Genomic DNA, 23676 nt, shown 5'->3' on the forward strand with positions numbered 1-23676 from the left:
TTGCGCAGGCACAGGCCCCTACAACGATTCAAGAAACGCCCGAATCGCCGCCCGCTCCTTCGCCCCCAGCGTTACATAGCGTTCCCGGGCCATTTGCGCTTCACCTCCATGCCACACGATGGCTTCCTCCAGCGTGCGCGCTCGGCCGTCGTGCAGGTAGCCACTGCCGGGGTTGATCCGCTCACCCAACCCAAGCCCCCACAGCGCAGGGGTGCGCCACTCGCGGCCATTGGCGAGAAAGTCCTCACGGCCATCGGCCAACCCCTCGCCCATGTCGTGCAACAACAAATCGGTGTACGGCGCGATCCGTTGCTGGCTCAGCGCCGGGTACAGCGGGTGTGTGCCCGTGACCAGTTCGGGCCGGTGACAGGCCGTACAGCCAATCGCGGCAAACAGTTTTTTACCCTGCACAACCGCAGGCTCGGCCTGCTGCCGGCGCGCAGGCACGGCCAGGTGGGCGAGGTAGAAATGCAGGTCACCAAGCTGCATCGCGTCCAGCTCCGGCTCGCCGCCGTGGGGCGCCTGCGCGCAGGCCTGTTGGGCAGGGGTGCAGTTCTGCTCAGGAGCCAGCGTGGAGGTGATGCCCAAGTCGCCCAGCATGGCGTGGGCGATCTGTTGGCGCAGGTCGGGCTGGTTGGCCTTGAGGCCAAAGCGGCCCGCCTCGGCACGCTGTCGCTCCACACTCCATACCTGATTGACGCGCCCGGTCACGCCGTCGGGCTTGGCTTCAGCCGCCATGGCCTGCAGCGTGCTGGCCTCGATGGCCTCCAGCAAACCGAGACCGAATACCGGCGAGCCCACCCGCGCCGAGGTCAACACCCCGTCCAGTGGCCCATAGGCCAGCTCGCGCAGTTCGACACGCGGCGTGCGCAGCGTCACGGTTTCGCCATCGCCCAGCGGCACCGCGTGGTCCTGCCAGTACACATGGGCCCGCCCCTCCCCCGGCACGCCGGGCACACCTTGGTCGTTGAGCTGGTCGCCATACACAGGATGAGGCTTCGGCCCGCCGTGGGCATCGCGGCCCGGCACGGACAGGCGCAGCAACAGGCTGCGCATCGCCTCCCCCTGCTGCGGCGCCTGGCCACGACCGTTCTTGGGGTGGCAGGCGATGCACGACACCCGGTTGTACAACGGCCCGAGCCCATCCACCGCTTCGTCGCGAGACGGCGCGACCACCCACGCCTGCCGGAACAGGCTGCGCCCGCGAAAGAAGCGCTCCAGCTGGCCTTCGTCCAGCCCGGCGAAGGGCTGGGCATAGGCTTCACGGTTGACCGCGGTGTGGGTGACATCGGCGCTGGCGAGCGCGCTCACCAGCAAACCGATCGACAGCCCGGCGATGCGCACAACGGTCACTGACCCAGCCCCTCCAGCAACCGCGCCGCCTCTGCCCGCTGCAGCGCGGCCTGGAACTGCCAGGTGATCTCGGTGCGGCCCAGTGCATCCTGGTCGGTTGCCGGCTCGTGGGCCATGCCCTTGTCCTGACGTGCCGCGAACAGGCCCAGCAACGGCTTGGCCTCGGCTTGCCCGGCAGTCAGTGGCGGCGCGGTCAACAACTGACGTATGGCGGCTACGTCATGCCCCGCCGCTTCGGCCGCGTGCAGCCGCGTCCAGAGTTCGTTCAGCGCCTCGTGGGGCAGGCCCAGCCATTGGGTGAACAGCGAACTGATCAGCGCCAGGCGTTCGCGCGAGCTGCCGTTGCCGTAGTCATAGGCGCCGTGCCCCGCGGCAACGAACGGGTTGTGGTACTGCGTGGGCAGCTGCGCATACACGCTCGGGCGCACCGGCAGCTTGCGAATGTCGGCATCGGCCAGCAGCGTTTGCCCGGCGTCGGACAACACGTACCGTGCGAACGCCCGGGCACCGGCCGGCGCCTGGGTGCTTGCGGTAATGGCGATGAATGCCGGGTTGAGCCCACTGTGGGCCGGGTACACGAAGTCCACCGGCTCGCCGTTGGCCTTGGCCGAGGCGACGAAGAAGTCAATCGACAAGCCAACCGCTGCCCGCCCGCTGGTGACCTCGTCACTCACCAGCGTGCCGCCGCGCGTGACCAGCCGCGCCTGCCCGGCCAGTTCGCTCCACAGGGCCCAGCCGCGCTCCCAGCCATAGGCGCGCAGCACGATATCCAGCAGCACCGGGGCAAACCCGACCCGGCCCGGGTCGGGCAGCGCCACCCGCCCGCGCAATCGGGCGTCGAGCAGGTCGGGCCAGTCCTTGGGCGTGGGCACGCCCAGCTCGGCCAGCGACGCGGCGTTGATGGCAAAGCCGTAACCTGCCAGCTCGGTCGCCTGGTACAGGTTTTTTTGATCACGCAACGCCAGGCCGCCGATCTGCGCCGGCAGGCCCTCCAGGCTGATACCCAGCGGCTGCCAACTGCCCGCCTTCGCCAGCCGGGTGAAGTTGCCCGGCGACGGCGCCCAGTACACATCCACCCCGCCCTGTCTGGCTTGCAGCAGGTAGGGCAAGGCATCGAAGCCCTGGCGCCAGAGGACCTGCAGGCGATACTCCGGGTGGGCCTGGGCGAAGCCATCCTCCACCCGCGTCATCACCTCCTCGGGGTAGCTGGTCATCACCACCACGCTTTGCGGGGCCGCGCTCAGCAGGCCGCTGAACGCCAGCAGCAGGCCCGCCAGCCAGCAGTTACAGCGGCACATTGAATTGCACGAAATATTGACGGCCCATTTCCGGGTAGCCCTCGCTGTACTCGTACAGGCGGTCGAACAGGTTGCGCACGCCGCCCTCGATCAGCACGTCGTTGCTGAAGCGGTAGCCGGTCTTGAGGTTGTACACCGCGTAGCCCGGTGCCATCTGGGTGGCGTCGGAGGTGTTGTAGCGACGCGAGGCCGCCTCCACGCTGGCGGTGTGCTTCCAGGCGTCGAGGTTCCACGAGGCCGAGCCGAACAGGCTGTGGCGCGGGGTGTCGGTGGGGTGCAGGTCGCGGTCGCTGCGGTTCTCGCGGTCGAGGAAGGTGTAGTTGGCTGCCAGCTCCCACTCGCCCAGGTCGCCGTTGATGCCCAGCTCCACCCCCTGGTTGCGCGCCTTGGCGATGTTCTGGAACTGGCCGCAGGGCGCGGCGCAGTTGTCCTGCGCGGGCACGGTGACCTTCTGGATGGAGTCTTCGATATTGGCCACGAACAGCGCCGCATCCAGCTGCCATTGCGGGGCAACCTGGCCGCTGTAGTCGAACTCGTAGTGCGTGGCGCGTTCGGACTTCAGGTCCGGGCTGGGGATGACCGTACCGAAGCGGGTCGAGTAGCGGTCCTTGATGGTCGCAAAGCGGCTTTTGCGCGCCACGGTGAGGCGCAGTTGGCCGTTGTCATCGGTGCCCAGCAGCGGGTTGGTGTTGGCGAACAGGCCGAGCTGCGCGTTGACCGCGTCGTTGCTGCCGGTGGGTTCGTCGTACAGCACGGCCTGCTTGGGCGAGCTGGCGGTGGTGCCGTAGTTTTCGGCATCCAGGCTCTTGCGGTAGTTGTAGGAAACGCCGCCCACCACGCTGAAAATCTCGTTCAGGCGCAGGGTATCTTCCAGGGCAATCGACTGGGTCTGGTCGCGAAAGTGAGTTTGCGGGCTGTCGCCATCGCGGGAGCGGTGCACGTCATCCTTGAAGTGGTAGGCGATGCCCAGGCGGTTGTTCTCGGTCAGGGCCAGGTCGCCTTCCACCGAGAAGCCGGTGCTCTCGTCGTCGTACTTGCTCGGGAAGCCCTTCTGCAGGATACCCACCACGCCGTTGCGGTAGGCGAAGCTTTCCAGCGAGTTCTTGAAGGTGTCGTGGTACACGCGGGTTTTCAGAAAGTGCTCGCCAAAGCCGGTTTTGGTGGCGATGAACACACTGGTGTTGTCCGAGCGCGGCCACTCCCACCAGCGTGCGCGCTGGCCGGTCGGCGGCAGCTTGCCGGCATAGGTGGGCTGGCCCTTGCTGCCCTCCTGCTGAACGTAGCCGAGCACGTATTCATCGGTTTCGTTGGGGGTGAAGCCCAGCTTGAAGCTGAACTTGGTGTCGCGGTGGTCGCTGTTCTCGCGCCGGCCGGTGCCTTGCTGGTTGTTGGTGGGTTTGAAGTCGTCGGGCAGCAGGGTGTAGTCGTAATCCACATACGACACCCCGCCCTGCATCCACCACGCGCCCTGGTTGGAACCCACGTTGGCGTAGGTGCGGTAGGCGTTCACGTTGCCGTGATCGGTCAGCTCAAGCCCCCCGCCCACTTCGCCTTCGAATTCCTGCACCGGGCGCCGGGTAACCAGGTTGATCGCCCCGCCCAGGGTGTTGGGGCCGTACAGCAGCGAGGCAAAGCCCTTGTCCACCTGAATGCGCGACAGGTCGTAGGTGGTGAAGCGGCCCAGGTCGATGTTGCCGTCGTAGGGCACGTAGGTGGGGATGCCGTCGATATACACCGGCACCTGCAGGCGATCGAAGCCGCGCACGAACACCACCTGCTCGGCGCGACCGCCGATATAGCCCAGGTTGACGCCGGGGGCCAGGGTGAGCGCGCTGGCGACGGTTTCGCGGTCGTGCAGGCGGATGTCCTTCAGGTCGATGACCGAGCCGCCGGTGGACAGGGTTTCGTCCTGGGGCGCGGAGATCTGGATTTCGCCGAGGGTGAAGGTGTTTTTCTGCTCCGCGAGGGCGGATTCAGCGCCCAGGGCTGCGACGGCAACCATCAGGGCGTGCGGTGTTAGCGGCTTCATTGCTGCTCCTGTGTCGGCCTTGACGTAGGCGGCGCCCGGACGACGTTGTGTATTATTTTATATAGCGACCGACGGTTTTTCTGGTCACGACCTCCCCAAAAGGTGATCAGCCGGTGGTTGCTATAGGGGGAAAGCGGGATGGCGGGTGGGCCAAACGGCAGGAATGCTAGCGTTGTTCACAGGACGTTACAACGCTGTACACAAAAATATATAGCGAATTGACCAACCCAGAAGCGGGGCTTCTAGCTGCGCTCGACGGCAAGGTGTCAGCGGAGTGCCGGCAAGCGCATCGAACCCCCTACCCCTCAGGCACGCGCTACATCGTCTGTCGAGGGATGGCATAAATACGTACAAGTTCCTCGTTGCAGGCGTGGTCAAAGAACCTGCTCTCTAGAAAAACGAAGCTCTCAACGAAGCCGCAGGTCGTGAACAGCTGCTTGACCTTGGCCATTTCCATTGAGTCCGTTTCAGGTTGATTCTTGATAAGCGTTTGGCGAAGTGCGCCGGCTGCGGTACTTGGGTATATGAAGAGTCGGGGCACCAACGTGGAGCCACCGCTGGCATCGAAGCGTGTGAAGGTGATGGCAGTCAGCTCTAACTGCCTTTGATTGCTGCGGGCGAGTGCACGTACGGTATTCAATACGAAAACAGCAAGCCCCAACAGAAAATCCGAGATGTCTTTTTTCTCGAGTTTCCTTTGTAATTTTTTTAATCTGCTGTCCCGTGAAATGATGGGAAATTCTTCAAAATCGTCGAACGCGCCCGCCATGGAACGCAGATCATTGTAGGCTTCTTTTTTTATTATCTTTGCGTACAACCCATGTAACTTCATCTATTTGAATCTCAGCATACGTATTTTTAATGTAAAACACCGGGGCGCGGCATTGCATATTCAATCCACGCGAACAACTAATCGGGCTCTGCCCACTAAATCGCCTTACCACGGATCATAGTACCGATACCGGTTGTAATGCAGCCTGGTCTCACGGTTGTGATACTGCCCCTGAAACCGTAGCGGGTTACCCAGTCCTACCTGCTTCGCCCAAGCCGACCACTCCTCATGCACCTCACCAGCGTGCTCGCCGCATTGACCGCCTGGATCAGCTTGCTATTGCCGGCATAGGCAAAGCGCTCGGTCTGCGGCTGGACACCCAGGCTGGCGGTACGTCCGGCCAGCCGTCCCATGGGGTCAAAACGTAGTTCATCACAACGATGGCCGCCCTACCAACAGGGCATTTCTCGCATATTTTCGATGAACACTAGGCGCCCTTCATCGCCTACTAAGTTTTCTAACTTAGTCAAGAAACCATCCATGTCTTGGGAGATCAAATAAAATGCCCCCCAGCCATGCTCTTGCGCACATTGAGAAATCCCAAAATATGCGCAAGAAGATAGCAGACTTTCATACAATGGTTCTTCAATCCAGCTGTCATCTTGCAGGAAGTGTGACAACTCAGAAGGCTTTGGCTTTTCAGTGTGCCTATAGCGGGAAAGAATGCTGTATTTTTTCATGGCTAGCACATGGCGCTCATGCGAGGCAACTAAACTGCTAAATGCGCCACCTTTATCTTTGAAGAAAAAATTCGGCATGCCTCCCTTGGGGAATACTCCTGGATGATCAACACTGCCTGAGCCGCGTAAGCAGTAACACTCTCCTAACAATTCATCTAAAATACTTTCAGCTACCTGATTCACATCGAACCCCAGCTTACCATTCGGATCACGCGCCATTACAGCAGAAAGCTCATCATTACCATTTGCCGGTAGTGAAGATATACGCTCATTGGCGTATTTTTTTAGATACTTAAATTCCGATCTGCAAATCAAAACTTCGAACATCCCAGCTACCCCGGATAAGTAAATACTATGACTTCGCCTTTCTTGTTTTTCGCGTGCACATGCGGCCCGTCGTGATGAGCAGGAAATCCTTCGCCTACCATATGAGGGTGCCCGTCTGGGTGATCAAAAACTAGCGGCTTAGCGCCTTCTTCCTTCCGTCCTAGCGTACTTCCTCTAGCGCACAGACATGCGTAATTTTTCCCCCTGCTTTCAGAATTAAGCTCGGCAACTAGAATATCCTGCCTATCGAGGCAAACATAAAATTGACCTGAAAACTCATGCGCCTTGTAGATTTAACACAAATAGTCGATGCCCGTCACGGCATGATCATTATTAGCGAGCGCGAATGGTTCATGTCCTGCTCAAGTTCACTTCATCCCTGCTGGTTATTCAGCTACGGCCCTCATTGAAATTTCACCTTCGACATGCTCCACCCGACTAGCCCTATTTCTGTTTATTTATCCACTCAGACATCTTCTCATGAATTCTACGAAGAATATCTGTGCTGCCAAAAATACAAAAACTTTGTGAGTTGTCGGATTTTCTATCCAGCAATGTAGTTTCGACTATCTCGCTTGCAGTGCCTTTAACCAGAAATGTTTTTTTGCTGTCTCCCTGAACGCCGCATGGGCATGCTTTGTCTATAAATTTTTCGGCTCGTTTGAATGTGTCCTCCCTAACTTTGAGATGCCTCTTTGCTTAGCTTGTCTTTCAATTCTGTGATTTTCAACTTTGCGCCCTCTGCTGTGAGTGGATTTTCTTTGTTCCAACTCACCGACTCTTCAAGGTTTTTCCTTGTGCTTGAATACGTCCCCTGTGTGCGGCCAAGCCTAAAGGATCAATCCATCCGACTGGGCTAACGACGTAACTATAGAGGTTCAGGCCGCCGTAATAGCTAATATCCAGAATGTGCCGCTTTGAGTATTTTTCTCGTTACGACCTCATTAAATAGATCGAAATTTCCTAAGCTCAACCACTAAATATAAATACACCTCAACTATAAACTCCCCCCTCTACAAACCAAGATCTCACCATGATCATTCTCAGCCAACATCCAAGAAATATTTTCATCGACCACGTAATACTCAAAAAAACGACAACTTTCAATAATGTCCTGAACTTTATTCAATGGAATAAAAAATACAAATTTTTCCTTGTTATCATCATCCACCACAAACCAAACTTTATCATTACCCGCGGGAAATATTTCAAGCAAGTTTTGATAGCCAGAATTGTCCGGAAAGCTATACACTTCCGGCTTACTGACCAGTGATAACCACCAAGCCCTAGGGGTTCCTGAGATGAATCTCTTTTCAATCAAAGAAGTAACTCTTTCTTTATCTTCGATTTCGTTAGGACTCAGCCCCTCTGAAACCAATGCAGCAGACAACTCTGACCTCAAATTTATTTCTTCACTCTCACACATAACTTTACCTACTTCTTATCAGGCCGGTGAGGATGTAGCTCCAGCCGGACAACATATTTTGCAAATCCTCAAAAGTGCTGTATTGCAGCGCACTCAAAACACCAGATGCTGTATGCATGCACTTTTAACAGAGTCTAGTCGCCCCCCAATAAACGCCTTAGCCCAACCAATCAACAACCCAACCCGACTCTGCAAAGTACTTTATCAAACTCTCTTTCGACTCAATCCAGTCATCAAACCCCACGCTGAAATCATATTTATTTGAGGTTAATACATAATAACCGTCCGTATCACCCAAATCAAAAATCACCTTAACATACAACCCCGCATCGTGACCGCTGACAACTTTACCGACTACGCCTAGAGGTGGCATCTTCATCATCACTCGCAAGTAAGTAACTTGCCCTCATTACACATAACGGGCGAGCAGAATCATCCCTGCCTGCCTAGTGCGGTTTTAGACTGAAATCTACTTGAGGCTCGTTATTTTCTTCGGATGAAAGCCCTATGGTAACGAATATCTCCCCCGTATCTTCAGCCAATATATATCGTGCCAAGGCATGCTCCGCGCCAAATTCTTTCAAAATCTTAGAGTTCCAGCTTTCAGATACTATTACAGCAACCTCCATGGTCTGATCAAACGAAAGCTTGTCGAATACGCCCGTTATCTCTAGCAGGTTCACCCAGAACTGAGTTTTACCAGGCGTGCTTTTCACATCTAAATGTTGTTGGTATAGCTCGGCATCAAACAACTCAACAACAAAAACCTTGCCATCTAGCATTTTGAACGCCGGCCATATAAGTCTAGCGAACCAAAGAATAAAATCGCCTGCAAGCTCGTGCGACTTATAAATTGAACACAAATAATCAACGCCCGTCACAACATGATCATTATTCGCTAACGCAAATGATTTATAATCATATGATTTGAAATGGTTTGACTCATTCACCTTTTGGAACCTCATGTGGGAGAGGTGCTAATACACGCCCCTGGTGGATAAGAACCCTACCATCTGGCGTGGACTCTTTTTTGCTTATTTAATATTCGGCCTAGGAATATTTCCGTGGTCTTTTCCCGACACACGGTACTGCTTCCACGTACCATCCCCATAGTGTGTCGTTTACTGGCCATCAGTCCGCAACTTGACTAACTCTATGATCAACATCAGGGCATAACTATCTCAACGTTGCACGCGGTGTTTTTTCGTTTACTGCAACCGCCCGACTAACTATTGGATGCTCGTTGCGCTACAACTTGATTAGCACCTCTCTCCCGACGTCTTCATTGCAATGCCATGTCTCGTATTGCAATGTTTACTGGCGGAGAAAAAACCCAATAACATCATGAGAAATTGTATTGCTTTGCGTGATGTACTTGTCATGATTTATCCTTTCGGCCCTTTGTGCTTCTCCTTCATTACATCGCCATATTCATTGAGGATTGCTCACCTGGCGGCTGCATTTCTTTTAGAAAATGCCAACTCCTAATGGAAACTTCCACACGCTCTATTTAGTATTGATTGAAGATTTGATTTTTTTCCTAGAAGCCTCCATATCATCAAAAACCGAGTCGACAATAGAAATTCCTTCTTCAGCAAGGAACCTATCGACTTCACGATCAATAACCCCTAAAAAAACACGATAACTAGCTTCGGCAAAAAAACGCCCCTGATAAAAAACAGAAAGCACTTCTCCTTTAATCTTAAATAATAACGCAAAAGATGAATCAACTCCGATAAATTCAAAAGACCTTGTGTTTTTCAATTCCACCAAGCCATCAATTAAGGAAGTAATTGACAAATATATCATCATCCGAAGTCTTGAATCTTCCTTGGAGTCTATACCTTGATCGCCAGAGGAAAGCCTCATATCCCCCATGTCAAATCCTTCTGGCTCACCGTCCTCCTCGGATCTCGAAATGTAGAACTCCATAACTATTAGCCTCCTCTAACAGGGGAAACCGTAATTGTCCTATTTCCATCATGAGAGTCGAATACACCACGAACCCGGTCGGTGCGACCATTTATTTTTATGCGCTTCTCATAGATTTGCATTCTGCTACTAGGATCAGAAACTCCGTTACCCTTTTTCACAAGACACTCACATGCCGTCTGAATTTGTTCTTGCGTTGTCCCCTCAGGAAACAGGTCGCCATGGCCCCCTGGATGGGTGCCACTCACATGCCGCTCATCAATATGTTGCCAGCCTTCTTTTCGATTGCCAGGATCAATACGAGGTTTAGCTACTTTTCGCCCCGCCAAACCCAATGGATCAACGCAATCCGTCGGATTTAGTGCGTATTGGTACAGGTTCAACCCACCCGAATAACTAATCGGGTCCTTGCTAACAAACCGTCCAATCCCAGGATCATAGTACCGATACTGGTTGTAATGCAGCCCAGTCTCCCGGTCGTGATACTGGCCCTGAAACCGTAGCGGGTTACTCAGCCCTACCTGCCTTGCCCAGCCCGACCGCTCCTCATGCACCTCCCCCACGCCTTGTACTGCCCCGCCCACGCCACCTCACCCTTGTGGTCGGTCAGCTCCATCGGCGTGCCGAGGTGATCGCACTGGTACCACGCAATCGCATCAAACGCCTGCGGCTGCATGTGCGTGTGCCACAACGGGTCCTGGTCGAAGTCGTAACTGCGCTGGCTCCAGTCCGGCTGCTTGTGCAGCCGCACCGGCCCCCTGCGCAGGGCTTGGGCCACCGGCACAAAGCTGCCCGGCTCATACAGGTAATGCACCGTGCGGCCCGTATCGCCTTCATCACGCGGCGGGGAGCTTTCCCACGCCAGTGTGTAGCCGTCCCAGCCAAACAGCGTGAAGCCACAGTCCAGCTCACGCTGGCGCTTGGCCCGTTCAAGCTGATTCCAGCCCGTGCCGGCCTGCGGCTTGTTCGAATAATGCGCAACCGAGTGTTTGTGCAATCGCCGCCAGAGGGCGTCATAGCTGTACTCGACCTTGAGCTTGTCGTCACTGTGGCTATCGTGGATATCGGTCAGTTGCCCGGCAGCATCGGGCTAACCGTCCGGCCGGGTTCCGGGCCTGGGTCTGCATCAGCCTGTTGCCCTGATGGCGCACCACTTCACGGTGCAGGTCATCGCACTCGTAGCTGAGTATTTCGTGATGGTCGAGCTTCATGACCGTGCGATCGTAGGCAAGCTCTCGGACTGCGACTAATCAGTCAGGTGAGTCGTACGTTCGGCCAGCCACGCAGGTCAATATTGCGTTGACCGCACTACCAACAAGGCATATCCCGCATATTTTCGATAAACACTAGACGCCCATGATCACCCACCAAGCGTTCTAATCTGTTAAGAAAATAATCTATATCATGGGAAATCAAATCAAACGCCCCCCACCCGTGCTCTTCCGAGTGCTGTAAAATCCCAAAGTACTCGCACGAAGACAGCAAGTGTTTATATAGTTCATTTTCGAGGCGACCACCATCCCTCATAAACTCAGCCAGCATGGAAGGCAGAGGCACTTCAATATGCTTATGCCGGGAAATGATATTATATTTTTTTAAACTCAATACATAACGCTCATGCTCCACCAACAAACCATTGAACGCACCACCTTTATCTTTGAAAAAATAATCTGGCATTCCACCCTCACGCCGTTCTCCTGGGTGGAAAATAGTGTCAGGAGCATCAAGGCAATAGCACTCGCAAAGTAACGCTTTCAGGATACTTCGCGCCGCTGGACTAACGTTAAACCCCAACAACCCATTTGTACCACGAGCCATAACAGCAGCAAACTCATCCTCATCACTCGCTGGCAAAGAAGATATAAGATCACTGCCTCCTTTCTTGAAATATTTGAATTTCGACCTGTGAACCAAGATATCCAACATTTTCCCAATCACCCTGGATAAGTAATCACTAATGTTTCGCCTTTTTTGTTTCTTGCGTGCACGTGCGGCCCATTATGATGCTCAGGAAATACTTCCCCCACCATGTGAGGGTGCCCATCTGGGTGATCAAAAACTAGCGAAGTATCATTTCCTCTTCGCCCAAGCATACTTCCTCTAGCGCACAGGCAAGCATAATTTTTTCCTTTACTCTCATCCCTAAGGATATCTGTAGTGATTTCCTTACCTCCTCGACCAACCCTCGGAACTTGAGCATGCTGCTGTGCAAGCCTCAACGCATGCGCACGGCTTCTCGCAGCAACAACTTTCTCCAGTCCGAGTGGGTCCGTCCATTCGACAGGGTTTGCTGCATACAGGTAAAGATTTAATCCACCCGAATAACTAATCGGGTCGTTGCTAACAAATCGCCCAACCCCCGGATCATAGTACCGATACCGGTTGTAGTGCAGGCCAGTCTCCCGGTCGTGATACTGCCCCTGAAACCGTATTGGGTTACTTAGCCCAACCTGCCTTGCCCAGCCCGAGCGCTCCTCACGCACCTCCCCCCACGCCTTGTACTGCCCCGCCCACGCCATCTCGCCATTGTGGTCGGTCAGCTCCATTGGCGTGCCCAGGTGATCGCACTGGTACCACGCAATCGCATCAAACGCCTGCGGCGGCATGTGCGTTTGCCACAACGGGTCCTGGTCGAAGTCGTAACTGCGCTGGCTCCAGTCCGGCTGCTTGTGCAGCCGCACCGGCCCCCTGCGCAGGGCCTGGGCCACCGGCACAAAGCTGCCCGGCTCATACAGGTAATGCACCGTACGGCCCGTATCGCCTTCATCACGCGGCGGGGAGCTTTCCCACGCCAGTGTGTCGCCGTCCCAGCCAAACAGCGTGAAGCCACAGTCCAGCTCACGCTGGCGCTTGGCCCGTTCAAGTTGATTCCAGCCCGTGCCGGCCTGCGGCTTGTTCGAGTAATGCGCAACCGAGTGTTTGTGCAATCGCCGGCCGAGGGCGTCATAGCTGTACTCGACCTTGAGTTTGTCGTCGCTGTAGCTCTGCAGCCGGTCGAACAGGTCCCAGGTGAACTGCGCACGCACGCCGTTGTGCAGCCGTTCGGCGAGGTTGCCGCGCACGTCGTAGGTGTAATGGGTGCCGGCGTATTCGCGCAGCAGGTTGTCCATCAACCTGTTGCGTTTGGGGGCCTGGTCCAGAGGGCGGTTGAGCTGCTGCGTCTTCTCGTCCAGCAGGTTACCGGCCGGGTCAAACGCGAATGTCTCCACCCCCAGGCGACTGGTGGCCTGCAACAGGCGACCGACAGGGTCGTACTGGTAGGCCAACTGACCACGTCGGCTGTCGTGAATGTCGGTGAGTTGCCCGGCGCCATCGTACTGGTACTGACGCTTGAGCAACGTGGACTTGCCGTCGTGGCTGCCTAGCAGTTGCTCCTGCAGCCGTCCGGCCGGGTCCCAGGCCTGGGTCTGCATCAGCTTGTTGCCCTGACGGCGCGCCACTTCACGGTGCAGGTCATCGCGCTCGTAGCTGAGCATGTCGTGCTGGTCGAGCTTCATGCCCAGCAGGTGGCCGCTGCCGTAGGTCAGCCAGCTGACCGTGTGGCCATCGGGGCGCACGGTCGCGATGCGCTGGTTGAGCACGTCGTACTCGTGCGTCCACACCGCCACCACCGGCTGCTGCAACCCCAGGTAATGCTGATGCTCGCGGGTCAGATTGCCCGCCTCGTCGTGGAACCACTGCAGCTGGCTTGCCGCGTTGATCGCCTGGATCAGCCTGCCGTTGCCGTCATAGGCAAAGCGCTCGGTCTGGGACTGATCACCCAGCCTGGCGGTACGCTCGGCCAGCCGACCCATGGGGTCGAAACGCAGGTCGATGCGGCGCTGGCCGACCTGGGTCGAGGCCAGGCGACCGCTGTACGGGTCGTATTGATAGCGGGTGGTCAGGCCATCGAAGCCGGTCTCCTGCAACAGGCGACCGACCGGGTCGTACACGAAGCTCGCCTGGCTGGTGTTTTCGTTTTCCAGGCCGATCAGGCGGCCCAGTTTGTCCCAGCGGTAGCGCAGGGTGTGCTCGTTGGCGTCGACGCGCTCGGCCAGAAGCCCGGCGCCGGAATAGGTCCAGGTGGTGCAGCGGTCGAGCGCGTCGAGGTACGCCAGCAGACGGCCTTCGGCATCACGTTCGAAGCGCTCTTCGGTGTTGTCGGGGTGGGTGACCCTGGACAGTTGCCCGGCCTTGTACTCATAGGCGGTCGAGTTGCCCGCTGCGTCGGCGAACTGCACCAGCTGGCCGAAGTCGTTGTAGGCCCACTGGCTGGCTTTGCCGGAGCAGTCGGTGTACTCGAGCAACTGCCCGGCGTCGTTGTAGGCCAGCGCCTTCTGGTTGCCGTTGGCGTCCTTGATCGCACTTACCAGGCCGCTTGGGGTGTAGGCAAATTCGGTCTTGTTGCCCAGCGGGTCGACCGTCTCTACCAGGTTGCCGCGCTCGTCGTAGTCGCGCAGCCAAAGGCCACCCTCGGCATCGCGGATCTTAATCAGCTGGTCATGGTCGTCGTAGGCGTAATGCAGCGTGCTGTGGTCGGGACGGATGTGCTGCAGCAGGTTGCTGCGCTCATCAAAGCTGTAGCGGTCCTGGCTACCGTCGGGGTGCACGTGGCGGATGATGTTCTTGCGTGCATCACGGAACAGCCATTGCTCGCGGCCATCGGGATGTACGACGCGGTAGGTATAGCCAAGGGCGTCGTAGTAGTACCAGGTTTCCTGGCCGTGGGCGTCGGTGACGTAGGTCAGGCGGATGTTCGGGTCCCACGCCAGACGGGTCTCGAAGCTGCCGTCATCCGCCCATTCATGAATCGCCTTGGCGTGCGGGCCTGTGCCATCCCACTCGAGGTTGAGGCCACGGCCGGTGCGGTCGGTGTAACGGGTGATCAGATGATGCTGATACTCATAGTGCCAGGCGGCACCGTTTTCATCCTGAGCCGCTACCAGGTCACCCGCGCCGTCGTAGTGATAGGCGCACAGTTGGCGCAGCGGCTTGCCATCGACCACCTGCCACACGCCCTGGATATGCCCCTGCTCATCCAGCAGGGTGCCCAGTTGCAGGTGCACCTTGCTCGGGTCGTCGTTCTGGTAGGTGTTGATATCGGACAGCACCGGCTGGCCGTTGTGGCGATGCTCGTAATGCAGCATGGCACCGGCACCGCTGCGCAGGCGAATGTGGGTCAGGTAAAAGCGCTTGCCGACCTGGGCATAGGTTTCGAACCGCTCCTGGCCCCGCACCAGGGTCAGCTGCTGTGCACGGGTGCGCTTGAGGGTCAGGTATTCGATGGGGTCGTGGTGCCAGGTGTCGACCTCGAGCCACGGGAAGTCGTGGCTGCGTCCATCGCTGTCATGCAGCACCAGCCTCTTGTCGACCACATCGATGCAGGTGGTGAACTCGGTGATCCAGCGTGCGCCTATGGTGCCGCTATCCAGCGCGTCGAGCCGCGAGTTGTAGACCCGGGTCCAATCCACCGGGAACGGGCCGGACAACGCGAAGTCCTGATGAACGACGGTCTCGTCGCCGAGCACATGGCCGATGCTGTGGCCGGTACAGGGACAGATACCATTCTTGTCGGTATTGGGGGCCTTTTTGGCCCTGACCTGGCGGCTGACCACCTCGGTCGGGCCTTCACTGTGTATGTGCCGCGCCTGCTGGGTGACCCCGGGGCGAATGCTGGTGGCAACGCCGCGCCTGGCGGGGTGTGCCAGCACGGTTTCCAGCAGGCGGCTCAGCAGCCAGGCAATGCTGTTTTGCATGCCAGGGGCGCCCAGGGCTTCGAGGCGATCCGGCACCGACGCGGCCAACCCGTCGAGCGTGTGCACCAGCGGGCGCAGCAGGCTTTCCAGCGCCTCGCCGAAGTGGCTGGCGACATGGTTGTAGGCCGCCTTGAGGTTGCCCTCGGAGGCATTGGCCAAGGCCGACAGCGCCAGGCGCCAGGCGTCAGTGCTCAGCAGCGAGTCGTACAGCGCCGCCTGGGTCATCTGGGTGCGTGACAACTGGTGGCTGGCTGCGGCGTCGAGTTGGCCCCGGGCAGCGGCTTCTATGGTCCTGGCCAGCGTGGTGAACAACAGGCGCGCGGTGTCGGCGGCCTCGCCGAGCATGGCCGGCAACTGGGCCAGCGCCTCGCGTACGTAGTGTTCCAGGGCGCCGCGGATGTTGGCATGCAGGTGGCCGTCGATGATCTCCAGGATCACCGCGCCGATGTTCGCCCCCGGGCGACGGCGCAGGGTCTGGCGGGTCAATTGCAGCACCGGGCGCAGCACCATGCGCGCCTTGGCCAGGCCTGGGGGAAACGGCACTACGCCGATCAGGTTGATGCCCAGGCTGACCCAGTCGAGCGGGTCGCGGGACGGGCTTTCCAGCAGCGTGAGGATGTCGATCAGTACATCCACACCGGCCAGGGCATTACAGACCACCGGCACATTTTCGCCGGCCTGGCGCAGCAGTTGCAGGTTCACCAGGCCGTAGGTGACCTCGCGCAGCCAGTGGTTTACAGAGGCGGCAGCAGCGCCGAGGTCTTCACTGAGCAGGGTTTCGAGAGGCGCAATCGCAATCTGGATCTCACGCTCGCTGGGCGTGGACGCTGTGGGGGAAGCAGACATCGGGGATAGCCTTCCTAGGCAGGGGCGAAGCGCCCTGGGTGGTCCATGAAGGCAAAAGGGTACGAGGGCAAGGAATTCTCAGATATGGAGAAACTTCCTGGAGTTGTGTGGGATGTGTCACATAAAGATGTAGATGCCACGAAAATACACCGGCACCGGCAGGCGGTCGAAGCCGCGCACGAACACTACCTGCTTGGCGCGACCGCCGATGTAGTCATCTACTTCCCATTGACTTGCGTTGCCTACCTCCAATGTTTGGAACTTATGTGGCAACTGCTGACAGCTCGAGAACGCATTTATCGTCACTTCAGTTTTCTACAAAACCAAGCTCCTCATTGCGCGGCTAGGTGCGGTTCCGATCTGACACCACGTCCACATACCAGTGGCTTCCGTTGGGGACCTCCAACGTCACAGGCACATTGGGCAACAGTGGCCTCATTGTATAATGAGGCTTGAAGGGGGCTTTCTTCGTAGAATTGTCTGAGTTGAGCCATTCCATAATGACAACGTCGGTAGAGTCCAGCTCAATCAGATAGAACTTAAAATCTGAATTATTTGTTAATTTGAATCGAAGAGTTTCTGGCCCTTCAGGCGGCACAGTTAAGGAGTCGGCGGTCGTCGCTATAAACCTTCCGCCGAAGTAGAGATTGAAGTCATAAATGGTTTGGGGCGATGTTAATGGGGATTTTGTACCCGTGGTGGGGTCGTTGACTTTTTTGTAGTGGAAATAATTGATCTTACCCTCCATTTCATTTTGGAGGTGCACGTTGAAGTATGTTGCACTCATGATCGATGCTCCCAGGATAGCCACGCGGCTTTGTGTTCCTGGATAGCTTGCTACGTCATTTTGCTTGTCACAACTGTCAACTTTGCCAGTTGCATCGAGCGGATCCAGCCTTGCTGCCTGAGCAATAATGCACAAGCATCCGGCTCCCGCTTCAGGGGGGGTGCGCATACAGGTGTAGAGCGTGTAGAAGCCCCGCGCCCAACCCGCTAACCTTGCGAGCTCGCAGGCAATCCAGCGAACGGTCCTCGAGCACTGCTACTGCGCCACCCGAACATCAGATGGCAGCTCCACTCAAAAAGGGAGGGTGTTGCAACGGCAATCACCCTCCTCTGTTCAACGCATGCACTACTTAAAAATGCTGACGACGCGAGAGCTGAACTAGGGTCACTTGAGTTCTGTACAGCACCCAAGCTCCCCGTTGCGCTGCCAGGGGAAAAGGTCAGTCTTCGTTTTTTGCTTCGCTCACCGCCCATACGCTTCCTTCGATTACCGCCACACTAGTTGACCTTCCTGGACGTAGCAGCCATGCGTACCATTTAGAGGGGTCGCCACGGCGAGGTTCGTAGTCGATCCAGCGCCGTAGTACCCCCCCTGGAAACCGCTTCGGTCCTGTATTCACCCCCCCAACCATTTGGTTGTATCTATCGATTATTAACTCGCGCTGAGATTGAACGTCTTCCTCACTTTCGTCCCCCGGAATGTCCTCCAGCGCGGCTATTACCCAGTCGGGATAAGGGGGCTCACCGTATACGCGGAGCAACCCGACAGGAAAACCTGAATTATTTGTAAATCTGAATCGAAGAAGTTTTGGATCTTCAAGCTGCGTTTGGTAGGACTCGGCGGTCGTCGCTATAAACTTTCCGCCGGGGTAGAGATTGAAGTCATAAGTAGTTTGGGGCGATGTTAATGCGGATTTTGTACCCGAGGCGGGGTCGCCGAACTTTTGGTAGTGGAAATAATTGATCTTACCTTCCATTTCGTTTTGGAGTTGTACGCTGAAGGATGTTGCACTCATGATCGATGCTCCCAGGAAAGGCACTCGGCTATGTGCTCCTGGATAGCGTGCTACGTCATTTTGCTTGTCACAACGGTCAACTTTGCCAGTTGCATCGAGCGGATCCAGCCTTGCTGCCTGAGCAATAATGCACAAGCATCCGGCTCCCGCTTCATGGGGGGTGCGCATACCGCTGTAGAACGCCTTGAATCCCCACCCCAACCCCGCTAATCTTGCGACGTCGCTGTCAATCCAGCGACCGGGCGTCGCGGCCCGCTAATGCAAAAGGCGCAACTGCGCCACCTGAACATCAGATGGCGGTTCCACTCAAAAAGGGAGCTGCACAATGGTCAAAACCGTCTCCAATCCCCCGCTTACTACTCAACCCCGCAAACGCATCTACACCGCCTTCGGCTGTTGCAACGGCAATCACCCGCCCCTGTTTTCAGTCTGCGAAGGCATCGAGCTGGAAGACGCCCTGGTTCACCTGTCGCTCCAGATCCAATGCGCCAAGGACACCACCGCCCAAGCCTGCGAACGCGCCGACGAGCAGTTCAAGACGCTGCTGATCGCCGCACAGCAATCGCTGGAAATGAGCACCGTACTGATCGACACCGTGCTGGACGGCATGGAAGCAAACGCGACACCCGAGTAACGACGCAACACACGGGCCGCACACGCGGCCTACCGAGCTCGCTCCGCCCACCAAAACCCCACCTGCCCCCCCACATCACGCACTCTCCCCTTGCTGTCCACGGCCCTCTGGCACTAGGATGCGACAAATTCTCAAATGCACCTGGCTATCATGCTGAGGTTTTCCGTGTCGTCGCCATCCACTTCCCGCACCCCTCATGCCGATGTTCGTGCGCTGTACATCAACCATCACGCCTGGTTGCTGGGCTGGTTGCGCAAGCGCATGCGCCACGGCGACCACGCGGCGGACCTGGCCCACGACATCTTCGTGCACATCCTCGGCAAGCCGGAGCAGCTGCAGCAGTTGCGTCAGCCGCGTGCCTGGTTGAGCACCGTGGCCCACGGGCTGCTGGTGGATCGCGTGCGCCGCCAGCGGGTCGAGCGGGCGTATCTGGAGGCCATCGCACACCTGCCCGAAGCCGAGGTGCCGTCGCCCGAGTCGCAGCTGATACTGCTGGAAACCCTGACCCGTGTGGACGCCCTGCTCAACGGCCTGCCGCCCAAGGTGCGCATGGCCTTTCTGCTGTCGCGCCTGGAGGGCCTGAGCTACAAGGAGATCGCCGAGCGCCTGGCGGTAAGCCTGAGTTCGGTGGAGAAGTACATGGCCAGCGCCATTCGCCATTGCTACCTGGCCCAGCGATGAGCCGCCCGCCATTGCCCGAACTGCCCGACAACGTGCTGGACCAGGCCATCGGCTGGCTGGTGCGCATCGAGTCCGACGGCGCCAACCCGCAACTGCTGGAGGCCTGCCAACGCTGGCGTCAGGCGCACGCGCTGCATGAGGTGGCCTGGCAAGCGCTGCAGAAAAGCGATGCCACCTTCCAGGGCCTGGCCGCACTGCCCGGCTCGGTGGCGCGGGACACGCTGCAACGCCTGCAAGGCGGTCGTCACAGCCGACGCCAGGCGCTCAAGCTGCTGGGCGTGGGGCTGCTGGCCAGCGGCGTTACCGGCTGGTCGATGCGTGACAGCACGCTGGTGCCCTGGGGCGCGGACTACGCCACCGAGGTGGGCGAGCGCCGTCAGTTCGTGCTGGATGACGGCACCCACCTGCAACTGAACACAGCCAGTGCAGTGGACGTGCAGTTCACCGCCCAGCGCCGGTTGATCGTGCTGCGGCGCGGCGAAATCTTTATCGACACCGGCAAGGACGCCGCCACGGCGGGCGGGCGTCGCAGCTTCTGGGTCAGCACGCGGCATGCACAGTTGCAGGCCATCGGTACGGCCTTTGCGGTGCGTGATGAAGCCAGCGGCACGCGGTTGCGGGTCGAGGATGGGGTGGTGGCGATTCAGGGCAAGGGCCAGCCGGTGATGGTTGCCGCCGGGGAGCAATACCTGATCGATGCAAACGGCAGCCAGCGGGTCGAAACCAGCCCCCTCAATGCCAGCGCCTGGGCGCGCGGGCAACTGGTGGCCAAGCGCATGCAACTGCGCGAGCTGACCGCAGAACTGGCGCGCTATCGCCACGGCTGGCTGCGCTGCGACCCGGCCATCGCGCACCTGGAGGTGTCGGGCGTGTTCCAGCTCGATGACATCGACCAGGCCCTCAGCGCCCTGAGCGATTCGCTGCCGGTGCGGGTGGAACGCTTTACCCCGTTATGGACCCGTATCGTCGCCCGGTAAGGCTGATGAGAATAAATCTCAAAAACTTTTACGGGTTTTGCCACCCTCTTCGACAGACAGGCAATACACCTCGTCATTCGAAAGGAGCACGCTGTCCATGTCTTCTGCTTTTATCCCCACCCGGCCTTTGCAACGCAGCGTGCTGGCACTGACCCTGCGCAGTATGTTGCTGGCCGGTGCCACCAGCGTGTCGCTGGCCAGTGCGGCCGCGCAGGCCGCCGAGGCAAGCAGCCGCCACTACGAGCTGGCGGCAGGCCCGCTGGAAGAGTCGCTCAACAGCTTTGCCCAGGTGGCCGGCATCAGCCTGCCGTTCGACCCGGCGCTGGTGCAGGGCAAGCGCGCCCCGGCACTGCGTGGGGACTATGCCGTGCAGGATGGCCTCGAACGCCTGCTGGCCGGCAGCGGCCTCACGGTTACCCGCACCGCAAGCGGCAATTACCTGCTGATTGCCCGTAGCCAAAGCGCAGATGCCCTGGAACTGGGCGCCACCACCATCAGCGGCCTGGGCCTGGGCTCGACCACCGAGCACAGCGGTTCGTACACCACCGGCGCCATGCAGACCGCCACCAAGCTGCCGCTGTCGCTGCGCGAAACACCGCAGTCGGTCACGGTGATTACCCGCCAGCGCATGGACGACCAGGGCATGCGCAGCCTCGACGACGTGGTGCAGGCCACGCCCGGGCTGCGCCTGTCGGCCGCGCGCCCGGCCAACAGCGAGTTCTTCGCCCGCGGCTTCCCCATCACCAACCTGATGTTCGACGGCCTGCCCACCACCTACAACGCAGACTGGGTGGCCACCGCCGACCTCGCCCCCTATGACCGCGTCGAAGTGGTGCGCGGCGCCACCGGCATGATGCAAGGGGCCGGCAACCCGTCGGCCGCCATCAACATGGTGCGCAAGCGCCCTACCCAGGCGTTCCAGGCCAGCGTGACCGGCAGCGCCGGCAGCTGGGACAACTACCGCAGCGAGCTGGATGTGTCCGGCCCGCTGAACGACAGCGCCAGCGTGCGTGGCCGCATCGTCGGCGCGTACAACGACAAGGGCAGCTATCAGGATTACGCCGGGCGCGAGCGCGGGGTGTTCTACGGCATCAGCGAGTTCGACCTCACCGACAGCACCACCCTGACCGTGGGCGCGTCCGACCAGAACGACAATAACAACATCAACTGGGGCGGCCTGCCGGTGAACCCCGATGGCAGCCACATGGGCTTTTCTCGCTCCAAGACCTTCGGCTACAGCTGGTCGCACCAGGACGTCGAGAACAAGACGGTGTTCGTCGAGCTCGACCAGCGCTTCGACAACGACTGGCGCCTTCACCTGGGCGCGTCGAAAAACTGGTCCGAATTCAAGATGATGGGCGGCGTGCTGGAGCGCAACAACGACGCCACCTACCGCCAGCGCATCTTCAACCAGAACCGCGACTTCGATCAGTCCACCTACGATGTCTACGCCACAGGCCCGTTCACACTGCTGGGGCGCGAGCATGAACTGGTGGTCGGCGCCAGCAAGCGCCAGCTCAAGACCGAAGCCACCGGCGGCACGGTGTTCGTCGATGTGCCGGACATCAACCGCTTCAACCCGGGCGGGCTGGCCAGACCGAACGTGCCGGACATCTACTCCATCGACGACAAGGTCGATCAGGAAGGCCTCTACCTCACCACGCGCTGGAACCTGGCCGACCCGCTGAAGGTGATACTCGGTGCGCGCCTGGACTGGTACGACGCCACGGCCATCTATGACCAGATCAACGACCAGTACTACACCTCGGGCAAGACCAAGGTGGTGCGCAACGTCACCCGTTATGCCGGGGTTATCTACGACCTGGACGACAACCATTCGGTGTATGCCAGCTACACCGATATCTTTCAGCCGCAGACCGAGAAGGACGGCCAAGGCAAAGGCATCGAGCCTATTACCGGCGAAAACTACGAAGTGGGTATCAAGGGTGAGTACTTTGGCGGCGCGCTGAATGCCAGTGCTTCGCTGTTCCAGATCGACCAGCTCAACCGCGCGGCCGAGGTGGCGGATGCAAGCCTGTGCAAGGTCATCCCGGTGGGTAGCTACGGATGCTATGAAGCGGCCGGCAAGGTGCGCAGCCAGGGCATCGAGTTCGAGATCAATGGTGCGCTGACGCCCAACTGGCAAGTGGGCGCCGGCTATACGTTCGCCCAGGCCAAGTACGAGAAGGATGCCGACAAGGCCAAGGAAGGCCGGCTGTTCGACACCGACCTGCCGCGTCATATGTTCAAGGCCAGTACCACGTACCAGTTGCAGGGTGATCTGAAGCAGTGGCGTGTGGGGGCCAACCTCTATAGCCAGAGCGCGACCTTCAACAAGGGCAGCAATGTGTTCGGCAACTACCATGTCGAGCAGGAGGCGTATGCGCTGGTCGGGTTGATGGCGGGTTACCAGGTCAACAAGCATCTGGACACGCAGTTGAACATCAACAACGTGTTCGACAAGAAGTACTACCAGGGCATCGCCAGCAACTCCACGTGGAGCCCATATGACGTGTTTGGCGACCCGCGCAACTTGATGGTTACGGCGAAGTACAGCTTCTGATGATGCGCCGGGGTCAGCGTGATTGCCGGCATATGCAGATTGACTGATGCACCGTGCATTCAGGCGTTGCGACCGCTTCGCGGGTCAAGCCCGCTCCCACGCCCTGCGGGCAGAAGCGGATTATGCATGGCTCGATGATCTGTTTCGGGCCGCCAGGCCGTGGGAGCGGGCCTTGCCCCGCGATCTGGTGCGCAGCGCCAGTAAAACCTGCACATGCGGTTCGCCTGACACACCGCCTACTCAGGCCTTGCGACCGCTTTGCGCTCGTTCGCCGGCAACGCCGGCTCCTACACCCTGCGGGCAGACTCCGCCTCTGGCCGCCAGGCCGTAGGAGCGGGCCTTGCCCCGCGATCTGGTGCGCAGCGCCAGTAAAACCTGCACATGCAGTTCGCCTGATACACCGCGCACTCAGGCGTTGCGACCGCGTTGCGCTCGATTCGCGGGTCAAGGCCCGCGATCTGGTGCGTAGCGCCAGTAAAACCTGCACATGCGGTCTGCCTGATACACCGCGCCCTCAGGCGTTGCGACCGCTTTGCGCTCGTTCGCCGGCAACGCCGGCTC

At 58.6% G+C, this 23676-nt stretch carries 18 protein-coding genes and 1 pseudogene; 4 read left to right on the forward strand and 15 right to left on the reverse strand.

What is annotated here, in order from left to right; genetic code table 11:
• Positions 1-18: 18 nt before the first annotated feature.
• From N0B28_RS14315 to N0B28_RS14390, 15 genes and pseudogenes are all read right to left on the reverse strand, one after another.
• Positions 19-1353 (reverse strand): di-heme oxidoredictase family protein, encoded by a 1335-nt coding sequence (locus N0B28_RS14315; RefSeq protein ID WP_275726955.1) that lies wholly within the window; start codon positions 1351-1353, stop codon positions 19-21.
• Positions 1350-2651: an extracellular solute-binding protein gene (locus N0B28_RS14320; protein ID WP_275726958.1), complete on the reverse strand. Its 1302-nt coding sequence runs from the start codon at positions 2649-2651 to the stop codon at positions 1350-1352. Before N0B28_RS14320 ends, N0B28_RS14315 begins: the two co-directional genes overlap by 4 nt.
• Positions 2638-4680, reverse strand: a complete 2043-nt coding sequence (locus N0B28_RS14325; protein ID WP_275726961.1) for a TonB-dependent receptor — start codon at positions 4678-4680, stop codon at positions 2638-2640. Before N0B28_RS14325 ends, N0B28_RS14320 begins: the two co-directional genes overlap by 14 nt.
• A 316-nt stretch (positions 4681-4996) precedes the next feature.
• Positions 4997-5449: a hypothetical protein gene (locus tag N0B28_RS14330; RefSeq protein ID WP_275726964.1), complete on the reverse strand. Its 453-nt coding sequence runs from the start codon at positions 5447-5449 to the stop codon at positions 4997-4999.
• A 452-nt stretch (positions 5450-5901) separates the two neighbouring features.
• Positions 5902-6519, reverse strand: coding sequence for a hypothetical protein (locus N0B28_RS14335; RefSeq protein ID WP_146095006.1), 618 nt, complete (start codon positions 6517-6519; stop codon positions 5902-5904).
• 997 nt (positions 6520-7516) lie between these two features.
• Entirely contained in the window at positions 7517-7945 is a 429-nt protein-coding gene (locus N0B28_RS14340; RefSeq protein ID WP_255001309.1) for a DUF6756 family protein, read from the reverse strand.
• A gap of 157 nt (positions 7946-8102) precedes the next feature.
• Complete coding sequence (locus tag N0B28_RS14345) at positions 8103-8324, reverse strand: hypothetical protein (RefSeq protein ID WP_063611984.1); 222 nt, start codon at positions 8322-8324, stop codon at positions 8103-8105.
• A 67-nt stretch (positions 8325-8391) separates the two neighbouring features.
• The gene (locus N0B28_RS14350; protein ID WP_275726970.1) at positions 8392-8895 is read right to left on the reverse strand and encodes a hypothetical protein; all 504 of its coding nucleotides are present in this window, start codon (positions 8893-8895) and stop codon (positions 8392-8394) included.
• A gap of 556 nt (positions 8896-9451) precedes the next feature.
• Positions 9452-9877: a hypothetical protein gene (locus tag N0B28_RS14360; protein ID WP_058540068.1), complete on the reverse strand. Its 426-nt coding sequence runs from the start codon at positions 9875-9877 to the stop codon at positions 9452-9454.
• A 326-nt stretch (positions 9878-10203) separates the two neighbouring features.
• Positions 10204-11088 (reverse strand): annotated as a pseudogene (locus tag N0B28_RS14365) (RHS repeat-associated core domain-containing protein); the annotation flags it as partial.
• Between the two features lie 97 nt (positions 11089-11185).
• Positions 11186-11803, reverse strand: a complete 618-nt coding sequence (locus N0B28_RS14370) for a hypothetical protein (protein ID WP_146095004.1) — start codon at positions 11801-11803, stop codon at positions 11186-11188.
• Positions 11804-11811: 8 nt separating this feature from the next.
• Entirely contained in the window at positions 11812-16458 is a 4647-nt protein-coding gene (locus N0B28_RS14375) for an RHS repeat-associated core domain-containing protein (RefSeq protein WP_275726972.1), read from the reverse strand.
• 117 nt (positions 16459-16575) lie between these two features.
• Positions 16576-16764: a hypothetical protein gene (locus N0B28_RS14380; protein ID WP_275726974.1), complete on the reverse strand. Its 189-nt coding sequence runs from the start codon at positions 16762-16764 to the stop codon at positions 16576-16578.
• Positions 16765-16801: 37 nt separating this feature from the next.
• The gene (locus tag N0B28_RS14385; protein ID WP_275726977.1) at positions 16802-17413 is read right to left on the reverse strand and encodes a hypothetical protein; all 612 of its coding nucleotides are present in this window, start codon (positions 17411-17413) and stop codon (positions 16802-16804) included.
• Between the two features lie 271 nt (positions 17414-17684).
• Positions 17685-18260, reverse strand: coding sequence for a hypothetical protein (locus N0B28_RS14390; RefSeq protein WP_275726979.1), 576 nt, complete (start codon positions 18258-18260; stop codon positions 17685-17687).
• A 325-nt stretch (positions 18261-18585) separates the two neighbouring features.
• Between N0B28_RS14390 and N0B28_RS14395 the strand changes: the two genes are divergently transcribed.
• From N0B28_RS14395 to N0B28_RS14410, 4 genes are all read left to right on the forward strand, one after another.
• The gene (locus N0B28_RS14395) at positions 18586-18894 is read left to right on the forward strand and encodes a DUF3077 domain-containing protein (protein WP_100634002.1); all 309 of its coding nucleotides are present in this window, start codon (positions 18586-18588) and stop codon (positions 18892-18894) included.
• A gap of 150 nt (positions 18895-19044) precedes the next feature.
• Positions 19045-19575 carry a sigma-70 family RNA polymerase sigma factor gene (locus tag N0B28_RS14400; RefSeq protein WP_116055391.1) on the forward strand — a complete coding sequence of 177 codons (531 nt, stop codon included), beginning with the start codon at positions 19045-19047 and terminating at the stop codon, positions 19573-19575.
• Positions 19572-20552 carry a FecR family protein gene (locus N0B28_RS14405; RefSeq protein ID WP_275726983.1) on the forward strand — a complete coding sequence of 327 codons (981 nt, stop codon included), beginning with the start codon at positions 19572-19574 and terminating at the stop codon, positions 20550-20552. The genes N0B28_RS14400 and N0B28_RS14405 overlap by 4 nt, the downstream gene beginning before the upstream one ends.
• Before the next feature lie 97 nt (positions 20553-20649).
• Positions 20650-23115 carry a TonB-dependent siderophore receptor gene (locus N0B28_RS14410; protein ID WP_082405741.1) on the forward strand — a complete coding sequence of 822 codons (2466 nt, stop codon included), beginning with the start codon at positions 20650-20652 and terminating at the stop codon, positions 23113-23115.
• The last annotated feature ends 561 nt before the right edge of the window (positions 23116-23676 follow it).

This window comes from Pseudomonas sp. SD17-1 (assembly GCF_029201585.1).
GTDB lineage: Bacteria > Pseudomonadota > Gammaproteobacteria > Pseudomonadales > Pseudomonadaceae > Aquipseudomonas > Aquipseudomonas palmensis.